The 10,218-nt window shown below is 63.9% G+C and carries 9 protein-coding genes; 1 reads left to right on the plus strand and 8 read right to left on the minus strand.

Annotation, left to right across the window (positions count from 1 at the left end):
- From CZ674_RS13880 to CZ674_RS01385, 8 genes are all read right to left on the minus strand, one after another.
- On the minus strand, positions 1-470 hold a 470-nt coding region (locus CZ674_RS13880; protein ID WP_143244582.1), incomplete at its 3' end, for a helix-turn-helix domain-containing protein.
- Positions 471-580: 110 nt separating this feature from the next.
- The gene (gene dprA, locus CZ674_RS01355; protein WP_086990520.1) at positions 581-1,576 is read right to left on the minus strand and encodes a DNA-processing protein DprA; all 996 of its coding nucleotides are present in this window, start codon (positions 1,574-1,576) and stop codon (positions 581-583) included.
- Between the two features lie 384 nt (positions 1,577-1,960).
- Entirely contained in the window at positions 1,961-3,097 is a 1,137-nt protein-coding gene (locus CZ674_RS01360; RefSeq protein ID WP_143244583.1) for a PQQ-binding-like beta-propeller repeat protein, read from the minus strand.
- On the minus strand, positions 3,094-3,921 hold the full coding sequence (locus CZ674_RS01365) for a cytochrome c biogenesis CcdA family protein (protein WP_086990525.1): 828 nt from the start codon (positions 3,919-3,921) through the stop codon (positions 3,094-3,096). The genes CZ674_RS01360 and CZ674_RS01365 overlap by 4 nt, the downstream gene beginning before the upstream one ends.
- 2 nt (positions 3,922-3,923) lie before the next feature.
- Positions 3,924-4,676, minus strand: a complete 753-nt coding sequence (locus tag CZ674_RS01370; protein ID WP_086990527.1) for a DsbA family protein — start codon at positions 4,674-4,676, stop codon at positions 3,924-3,926.
- 87 nt (positions 4,677-4,763) lie between these two features.
- The gene (locus tag CZ674_RS01375) at positions 4,764-5,741 is read right to left on the minus strand and encodes a M56 family metallopeptidase (RefSeq protein WP_086990529.1); all 978 of its coding nucleotides are present in this window, start codon (positions 5,739-5,741) and stop codon (positions 4,764-4,766) included.
- Positions 5,738-6,118: a BlaI/MecI/CopY family transcriptional regulator gene (locus tag CZ674_RS01380; protein ID WP_086990531.1), complete on the minus strand. Its 381-nt coding sequence runs from the start codon at positions 6,116-6,118 to the stop codon at positions 5,738-5,740. Before CZ674_RS01380 ends, CZ674_RS01375 begins: the two co-directional genes overlap by 4 nt.
- Entirely contained in the window at positions 6,115-6,666 is a 552-nt protein-coding gene (locus tag CZ674_RS01385) for a hypothetical protein (protein ID WP_086990533.1), read from the minus strand. Before CZ674_RS01385 ends, CZ674_RS01380 begins: the two co-directional genes overlap by 4 nt.
- Positions 6,667-8,501: 1,835 nt before the next feature.
- On the opposite strand from CZ674_RS01385, the gene CZ674_RS01390 reads away from it, so the two are divergent.
- Positions 8,502-10,193, plus strand: coding sequence for a hypothetical protein (locus CZ674_RS01390; protein WP_086990535.1), 1,692 nt, complete (start codon positions 8,502-8,504; stop codon positions 10,191-10,193).
- Positions 10,194-10,218: the final 25 nt, after the last annotated feature.

The following is a 10,218-nucleotide window of genomic DNA, read 5'->3' on the forward strand; positions in this document are numbered from 1 at the left end:
GAGTCTCTGTCGTGCCTTCCTGGTAACGACTGTCTACAAGAAGTGTCACACCCCAGCCTCTTGAATCTCGGTGCGCCCACCCTTTTGCCTTTGCGTTTGCCGGAGAGTGAGTTGAAGAAGTTCCGGTAGGCGAGGTCTGCATCGCGAACCGCCTGCTGCAATGGTGTGGACGACACCTCAGACAGCCATGCGCGCTCAAGTTTGAGCTTCGCTTGGGTGACCACCATGGTCTGCAACTGAGAAGCAGACTGAAACTTCTCCTTTGCCTGGTGGGTGCGCCTACGCTCAGCAACAACATCGTTAAACACCACTCGCACGCTTCCGAACAGGCGGGCGAGATCACGCTGCTGCCCTCGGCTTGGATAAGCCCGGTAGGAGAAGCGCTTCAATGTCATGCCTTCCATATCGGCGGCCTGAGCGGTCCTACGCCAATACATCGAGAAGCAGGCGAGGCCGCAGTAACTGCCCACGCCGCTCACCTCCACCCTGAAGGATGGAGCCCGCCGCGGCAATCAGTCGGTCCGCTCCTTCAAGCTCGTTGCCAATGATGTCTGCGGGGATGCCGCCACCATTCGCTCTCCTAGGACGCGCTGTCGCCAGCGCCCACGAGACGAAGAAGATCGTCACCGGACTCGATGATGTCGCCGCCCATCTCACGAATGATGCGATGGCAACCGGCATTGGCGTGCGATGTGACCGGACCCGGCACAGCACCCAGAGAGCGCCCCAGATCCGACGCACTCATCGCCGTATTGATCGAGCCAGAACGAGTCGCAGCCTCAACCACAACTGTTCCAGCGGCAAGGGCGGCAATGATGCGATTGCGCTGCAGGAAACGCCAGCGAGTCGGGGCTGTGCCACTGGGCACCTCCGACACCACAACACCCAGACGCTCCACACTTCGGAGCATGTCGTAGTGCGCCACCGGGTAGTAACGATCGAGCCCACCAGGCATCACCGCCACCGTCCTGCCGCCTGCAGCCATAGCGGTGCGATGCGAGGCGGCATCAATGCCAAACGCGCCACCAGAAACCACCACAAGTCCCTTCGCCACAGCCGCCGAAACCAAGTCGCCAGCAACCTGCGTTCCATACGCTGTCGCAGCCCGCGCGCCAACTATTGCGACACCGGACGCGCTTGCCCGAAGCGCATCCAAGTTCCCTCGCAACCACAGCGCCGCAGGTGCACCGAACGCGAGATCGTCCAACTGTGCAGGCCAGTGCGCAGATCCAGGAACGATGAGCAACTGCTGGTGTTTCGCGGCATCCTCCAGCACCCGATCGAACCGCTCGAAGTCCAGTCGCGGCACCCAACGACTCATAGCCGCCTCCGCTTGACTGCGATCCTCTCCCTCGACCGATGTTGCTAGTCCCTCGGCGTCCCCGTCCAGCACCATCTGCAGCGCACCTACAGCACCAAACTGCTGCCGCAGAGCGCCAGCGAACCCGTCCCCAGGCTCCGTCAAACTCGTCCACGCGGCACTGGCGTAGGTGTGCAAAACGGTGTCGTCATCGTGACAGTCCGTCGCACTGACAGCAGCGACGAGGCTGCGCATCTGGTCGGTGACAGTAAGCATGTGTTGGCTCCCAAGAACATCTGGGGCAGTGGCTCCGCCCCCTCAGCTGTCCTATCGGTGGCGCAAGACAGTGCCTCATGCCTCCCGCGGCTACAGCTCTGTGATGTGCAACGACTCGAACACGCTTCTCGCAACGACCTCAGGGTCAGTGCCACGCGCACTTTCCCTCCAAGCACTCGTTCGCTGGTCCAGGAACACTCCCCCGCGCCAGCCTTCCGGCCCACGCACAACACCGACATCCACCTCCGGCGACTCGGGGTGCGACAAACGGATACGGCTGCGCTCGGTGCCGATCAGGCCCGCCTACTCGGCTACCCCACGCCTGATGCCACCTGTTCCAACGCCCCGCGCGACGGAGAGAATCAGCATCCAGTCAACGAAAGGCTAGGCCATCGGCGCAAACACGTACGAGTCTGCCACAGCCAGAACGGCAGCACCCGACGGTGCCGCGTACAGCGGCACGACAAGTCGTCCGGCCCCATCGAAGTACGCTGTCGCTTCAGCACCAGTCAAGGCGTTCACGACCCGCACAGTGCCGCCTTCGGTGAGATATACCATGACCTCTGCAGCACCCGCGATTGCCAGGTTCGGTGGCACGGTGACTTGCCATCGGGGCGTTCCAGTAGCGTCGAGCGCCTGCAATGTATCGCCAGCTCGGACGATCATGGTCTCGGTCACCGTGTCGAACAAGGCATCGTGAACATGCTCAGCGATCACGTCTCCAGTGGCGAGCTCGAGCAGTACGCCGCCGTAGTCCGAGGTCTCGACGACGGCAGTGGCATCGCCCAGCCAACCGTGGGCCGGCGCCGGCGTAAGCACCTCGCCCCATCCGCGCTCGGCAAGCTTTACACGCCACATCTCCGAGCCGCGCGCATCCAGGGCTTCCAGGGCCCCGTCGCGCACTAGCAGCACGGTGCCCCGAAACTCCCCTACGACGGTCAGATCCTCGGCAGACTCGTCGAACACGACCGCACCGGTCGCCGGGTCAAGGACAACCCGGGGCCCACTCTCGCCCATGACGCTCTTGGGCGCGTAGGCGAAGACGAGCCCTGGCCCTCGGTGGGGGCCGGGCACATCAACAGGGCCCCAAAGGTGCTCACCGGTCTTGAGGTCATAGGCGCTGGCTGTGGTCTGCGCTAGCGCTTCGGCGGTGGTCTCGACGTCCGTCAGAATCGCGATGGCGTCGCCACCGTTTCGTGACAGCGTGAAGCCTGAACAGCTCAGCGGGCGCTCCGCGGTCCAGAGTGCCTCGCCGTCTGAAGCTATGGCTGTGAACTCGAGGGCTCTCTCGCCCTCCGCTGCCGAGACGAATACACCGTCGAGATGCTGGGGCGGCAGAATCCATTCTGGGTCGAGCACTGCGCGGCCGTCGTACGGCATAGGGGCTCGCAGCCCAGAGGCGGCCCCTATCTCAGCAGTTGGCACGACGGGCTCCCGCTGCAGCGAACCGTCGGCCGCACATCCGACCAGCACCAATGCAGCAGCCGTCAGCGCAGCGCTCCTGTGCAGACGGCGCTTCACTCTGCAGCCCTACGACGACGCACCCACCAGATGATGATCGCGGCGGCGATCGCCACGATCACGGCCGCATCGAACATAGGATTCGCGAGGAGGGATGCGCCACTCTGCAACCAGCTCAGGGCTGCGGCGGGGATCAGTTGTGGCACGGAGATGAACCCGTTCGTGAACCAGAACACGATGCCCACGACGATCAGCAGCACACCCGTGATTACCGAGGTCGTGTGCCACGTGCGGCCGAAGAGCGTGAAGGTGCGACCCCGAAGCCACCGCTGGCCCCGTGTTCCCATGCGTTCCCAGAGGGATGCGATCACTAGGAGGGGGACGACCATACCCGCGCCATACACACTCATCAGAAGCGCGCCCGTCACAGGGTTGCCGCTGTTTGCGGCGAACGTGAGCACGGCGCCGAGAATCGGCCCTACACAGAATCCGGCCACACCCCCTGAGATTCCCAGCAACAGCGTCTTCAGAAGCCCGGATCGTGCCGAAGCCTGCTGCTGCACGCGTTTCGTTCCGGGCATGAATCGCGACGCATCGAAGCCGATTCCGAACAGCTGCAGCAGACCCAGAACCACCAGCACCATTGCAGTCACTGCAATGACGACGCCGCGATGCTGCGTCAGCAGCGACCCGACAGCGGCGACCCCCAGCCCCAACGGCACCAGCACCAGCAGTGTGCCCGCGTAGAAGACTGTCGCGTGCAGTGCAAGTCGAGCGCCCTTGCCGACTGAGGCAGCGAAGAACGCTGGCAGCAACAGTGCAGCGCACGGGCTCAGCAGAGAGAGCACACCGCCGATGAATGCGCTCAGAAATCCGAGGTCCACCGCTACTCCGCAGCCGCTAGAGCGCGGTCGAAGGCTTCGAGAAACACCTGCGAGGGCTGAGCGCCCAGGATCGGCTCGCCGCCGACGATGAAGGCTGGCGTCGAGTACACACCGAGGCTCGCGGTGAACTCCTTGTGCGCCGCAACTTGTGCCAGCGTCGACTCGGACGTGTAGTCCTGCTCGAACTGTTCAGTGTCAAGACCGATTTCAGCCGCGACTTCGACGAGACCCCCGTCACTCAACTGCCCCTCAGAGAGCGTGGTGCCGTCGGGGAACAAGGCGGTCTGGAAGTCGTACAGGCGCCCTTGCATTGCCGCTGCGTACTCAGCACGTGCGGCCCGTTCTGATGCCGGCCCGAACACTGTCGCCCCTCGAAACTCGATTCGCAACGAGCCGTCTTCGACGTACTGCATCATCTGCGGCAGCGTCTCGTCGTGCCACTGTGCACAGTACGGACACTGGAAGTCCGACATCACGATCATGACGACGTCGGCATCGACAGGCCCCAGCGCGAGCGCGTCACTTTCGTCACGGTCTTCGATCTGCGTCAGATCGACACCCGCGGGCTCTTGCACTGCTGTCGGCCCCGTGTCTTGTGACGGCACTGCGGCATCCTCTTCCCCAACACCCCCGATGAAGAAGATCGCCGTGATGAGCGCGGCAGCGATCACGAGCACGCCAGCCGGCAGCAGCCAACTCGAGAACCCGCGCTGCGACGATCGTCGGGATTGTGATCGGGTGTTCGTCCGGTTCATACGATCTGCTCCTGAGAGTCGTGGCCTGATGGCTCATTACTATCTCACATAGTCGACTACGATGGATAGTCGATCGTGCGCGATGAGTCAGAAGCAGCCGGTCAGCGCGGCAGCCAGATACGCCAGATGACCAGTCGCGCCGAGCGCCGCCACAGCAGCCAGGACCATCGCCACCATTCCAGCAGCCGCGGCTCCGGCCAACCCGCGTGAAGGTCGCACGAGCTGGGGGATTCGCTGCGGCCCCGTTGCGTGCAGGGCACCTGCAAATTCGACGCCGCCACTCTGCCGTGGCGCCTCCCCCAGCTTGAGCAGCGCACTCACCAGCGCCGAGGTGCCGACCGACGCTCGAGCCCTGTTGTCTGCGGCGATCTCCAGGTAGTGCGGGATCGCATCTGCCGCCGCAGAGACCAGCGGAACCCAGCCGAGCACGGCCCGCAGGCTGCCGCTGAGGCTCACAATGAGATGGTGCCGCTGCCGCACATGAGCTTCTTCATGCGCGAGCACTGCCGCGAGCTCCCGTGCGTCCAGCGCATCGAGTGCACTCGTCGACAGCACGATGCCGCCGAGCGACGATGAGAAGGCGATGGCGAACGGATGCTCGTCATCGATCACGTGCACGTCGCGTCCCGCAACGCGTCGCCGGCGCGCTTGGTCGCGCATCCGCCGCGCCGACCCACGCGTCACCTCCTGCCGCGCGCGCAAGGCAGCCAGGAAGGCAACCAGCAGCACAGCGGATGCCGCAACTGGAAGCGCGAGCAGCAGCGCGGCCGGGACCGGAGTCTGGAATGCCCCGATCGCAAACGGCGTTGCCGCGTCGAGGCAGCGACGGCACACTGCAGCGGCACCGGCGGGAATCAGTGCTGGCCCCGTTGCCGTCCACGCGAGCACTGGGCCTATCGCGAGCAACGCGCCGAGCCAGACCGCGACGGCCGAGAGGATGACGGCAGTCGCGACACGGGGAGCACGCACTAGCATCGGGGCCGCGCTTCTGAGCAGATACGGACCTCCGAGGGCGAGCCCCAGCACCGCCGCGAGCACCGCTGCACCGAACACGCCCGCGGTCATAAGTGGGTGCCTGCGTCATTCTGGGTCAGGTATTCGCGGAGAAGACTGAGGTCGCTTTCGCGCATCGACCCCACGAACTGCAGAATCGACGCCTCGCGGTCACGGCTGGCGTCAAGGGCATGACTCATGATCTGTGCTGCGTGCGCATGACGAGTGATGCGTGCCGAATACCGTGTCGAACGACGGTCACGAACAATTTCGATCAGATGCTTGCGATCGAGATTCGTCAGCACTGTCGCGATCGTCGTGTATGCAGGGTTCGCTTCGAGCCGCTCGATGACGTCGCGCACGGTGCACGCACCGTGATCCCACAGCACGTCCATCACCTGCGCCTCCAGCGGCCCGAGCCGCAGCATCCCCGTTTCATACGTCGTCATCGCGCTGCCTCCATCGGTCGTTCACGAACAGGGCACGCGACTTGCCCCCGCAACCGGGCGAACAGCGCGACACCAGTCAACACCAGGGCACCCACAGCCAGCACCGGCTGGATCGGGGCGAACCAGGTGATGGCTCCGGAATACCCCAGCGCCAGGAGCGCCAACTTGTTGCAGACGGGACAGCCGACGGCGAACCAAGCCAGAAACCCGCCTGCGACGCCAAGCTTGCCCGGCCGGCCCAACTGCTGCACCGATGACTCGTCAGCGGGTTCCGGCGTCTTCGATCCGCCGAAGTACGTAGCCACCAGCATGCCACTGAGCGCACCGGTCAACAGCCACACAGGATAGTTCCACCACACCGGCGCGATGTCTCTCGCAAAGACAGGATTTGGGATGAGCACCGTTGCGAATCCAATCACGAGGGTCATCGTCGTCGCGGCGACCAATGCGATCGCGACCTGCCGGGGGATCCACAGCCGCAGAGCCTGCGTGGCAAGCCGACCCTGCTCGAGGATGGCGTGGCGATTCCGTGGCCAGAATGTGCGCATGCACCTATTATCGCGCACATTGACTATCTTGCATAGTCAATAACGGCGTAGCGGGACTGCTGCACGGGTGGGTGGCATCGGAGTTGCTGTCTGACAGGGCTGGCTTGGAAGGACATCATTGTGCCCAGGCCCTAGCCCCGCAAGATCCGTGACGGCCTCGTGCGCATCGCACGCAATCGCGAGTCCCGTGTGACCATCGAGCACGTCACGAAAAATGTCGATGTCCAAGCAATGACGTTGCATAAATGCTTGCAGCCCGCGGCGGACGATGAAGGGGAAGCCCAGTGTGACGAGGAGTGAGGACGTGTGGTTGCAGGACGCACGTCAGAGGATTCTAATGCTCGAGCAAGAACAGGCGGGTGAGGCACGAGCTCACCACCGATGGCCCGCATCAACTCGGGCTCACCGACATCGTTCAACACGAGTCCCCCTGTGGGATGAACCGGCCACAATCAAGACCGTCCAACCGTCCTCATCGAACGTCAGCAGGGCCGCCGGCTGCGGGAGGCTCGCAGTCAAAGTGTTACCTCACTCCAAGGCAACGGGAACCCCGCGCGCAACCGAGTCGGACGCGCGAGCCAGTGTCGCAGCATCGAACAGAGCGCGGAGTTTGTGACGCAATCGCAACCCGATCCGAACTCTCCACGATGCCTCCATGTGTGTGCGGGGGTGTCGATCAACCCAAGCTCACCGCAAACTCTATGTGACCGAGACTTCTCGAGGCGTCAACCAACTGCCCGAACACGCGGGCAACACACGCCGGCGATAGCCGCGGCCGGGGCCACGTCCCGAGCCGACACATAACCCCGCCCGCGATAGCGGTCCCCGACCGGCACATACAAGATCACTCGCTCGCTGCGCGAGCTCGTCGCCTACGGCGCGTGAACACCATGCCCCGGTATGTGAGCTGATTGCGAACCCTACTTGTGACCTTCTTGCACCCTGCGAGTGAGCCCTGGTGGCCACCTCTCGACCGCAACCTGCCTCTGCGTCTGCACCATCTTCGTGACTGCAGCATCCTGCCTGTGTCCCCTGACGGCTTTGACCCCCGCTGCGCGGCCTGCGCCGCCTCACGTCCCTGCATCGGGTGCAGCATTCTCCCCCACCGACGCTCCCTTGCGTCCGACTCCTGCTGTGACCGATCCTCCCCTCCAAGGTGCTTCCTGACTGCTGCGCTGCGCGCACCCACGCCCTCTCAATTCAAGCCACAGCTTCCCGTCCGCTTCCGCCACCGGTGCCACCTGCCCGTGACCTCATCGTGAACGCTCCGCTGACTGCCCGAACCCTGCCACGACACAACCTGCAACCCGTCTGCCTGCTGATGTGGCGCCGCCGCGCAGCGGCCTTTCACGCAAGGGCAGCACCGACTGCACTTGCGTGAATCTCGAGTCACGACGTCCTGACCACACAGCGAACCACCCACAGGTGGATTGCCGGTCAGGGGCGCAGGTCGCGCAGCGAGCTGAAGCCAGTCCCGAACACCGCAGACGCGCACAGCGTTTGGGGTTGTGAGGCTGCGCACACCGAGAACCTTACGGACACAAGCGAAGACTTGGGTTCGGAAGAGTGTTCGACAGTGGGTCAGGTGACAGAGAAAGGGGCGTTTTTTGGGGGTTTGGGGATCGGGCGACTTCAGCCGAGGTTTGCGGGCCAAGAAAAGCAAGAGTCGCGAATTTTCTACGCAGTGACGCTTTGGCCGCTTCTGGGAGTGATGTCTGCGGCAAAATCGGAAAGGGCTCACACGATGTGGTGCGCTGAAGAACCAGATCACGAACGCAGGCCCGCCTGCTCAGCCTCCATCCCGTCAGCTCGCCCCATGTCGCATGGTTTCAGGCATGAACGACACCCCTCTGCACGCGTTTCGCATCGAGCGCTCCGGCCCCCTGAGTCCCGAATCCCAGATGGTCCTCTCGCAGGTGCTCTCCACTTCACTGTCAACAGCTGCTGCCGGCACGACGATGAGCGCGCACTGCACACCCGAGGGCACAATCGAACGCGTGTTCACATCCAGTGGGGCCAACGCTGTCGACCGCGCATTTCAGATCGCCAAAGCGTTCAACTCACGCAGCGAACCCGTCGACCCTCCGACACTTGCTGCCTCGCACATCGCCGCGCTTGAGTACGGCCCTGACTCGGCACTCGCTGCCGCAACGCAGGCTGGCACATCACTGACTTCTGTCGCAGAAGCAATCGACGCGTACCTCACCTCTGGCGAATGGATCGCGGTCTCTGTGCGCAAGCCGGAACCGAAGGAGCGAAGCCGTTGGAACATCTGGCATGACTTCCACCGACCCGGCGCCGTCTCCACCCATTCGCCCCGATCAGACGCGGTCATCGTCTCCATCTACGCCGGCTCTCACGCACCCGATCGGGCGCAGAACGCACTGCGTCAATTCCACTCCGCGCTCGGCGGGTTCGAGCTCATCCCCGAGACGCAAGTGCTCGATGGTCGCGACGAGCGTCGACCACTCTGGCGCGTCGCAGGACTCTCCGCACTTGTCGGCGGCGTTGCGACCGCGGGACGGTACTTCTGGGACTCCATCGAGCAGACCATCGGCACGCCACTGGCATCGTCAATTGAGCCTGCACTCATGCCGGCACAACTACTCGGACTCGGTGTAGCCGCTGCCGCATCCGCCGTAGCTGTGCTGCATCAGTACGGCTACCTACCGTCGGCGGCGAAGCAAGCCCGGGCACTGCTGGAGGATGGGCTCGCACCGGCACCTGCCAAACGATCCGGCTCACCGAAGAAGCCGAAGGCCGCGACCACATCGCAGAAAGTCGTGGACGGTGTTGCGCAACTGGTGGAGACTCCCAGGCAAGACGGCGACTACCCGTTGGCGGCGCGATCATTCATGGTCGGATCAGAGCTTGCCGCGGCGGTGCTGCTGCCGGGTTCGAGCGCGCGCTCCGGTGTCGCATCAACGGCAAGCCGTGAGCTTCCCAGCGCAGTCCGTTCGGTGCATGGACCGGAGATCGGCACCAGCGACGGGCAGGTGGCGAAGCTGTCGTTCGCGGACCTGTGGGCTGGCGTGTTCGTGATCGGAAAGCCCGGCTCCGGAAAGTCCAAGCTGCTCGAATGGCTGTGGGCATGGATGCAGTCGCAACTCACTCCCCTGCATCACGCAAAGCAGCACACTGCGTACGACGGGGCGATGATCGCGTTCGACACGAAGGACGACGGTCAGCTCACCAGGGGCCTGTCGGACTGGTCTGCGGTGACGGGTGTGCACACGACTGTCATCGACATTGCCGCTGACACCCCGATGCCACTGTCGATCTTCAGCAAGGAGGGCACGCTTCGACAGCGGTCGGAGCGGGTGCTGGATGCGCTGTCGTATCTGATTGGGGAGGCGGCAGGCCCCCGGTTCCGAGAGACCGCCGGCACCGTCATTCCATTGTCACTGCTGGTGGATGCGGCGGTCACGAACGACCGTCCGTGGCTGCCGAAGGACGCTTCCTTGTTCGCTTACGCGCACATCCTCACTGGTGCGGCTTGGACTTGCCCCGGTGACGCGGACACTTGAGAGTGGTTGTATGGCCACAGAAGGG

Source organism: Agrococcus casei LMG 22410 (genome assembly GCF_900163565.1).
GTDB lineage: Bacteria > Actinomycetota > Actinomycetes > Actinomycetales > Microbacteriaceae > Agrococcus > Agrococcus casei.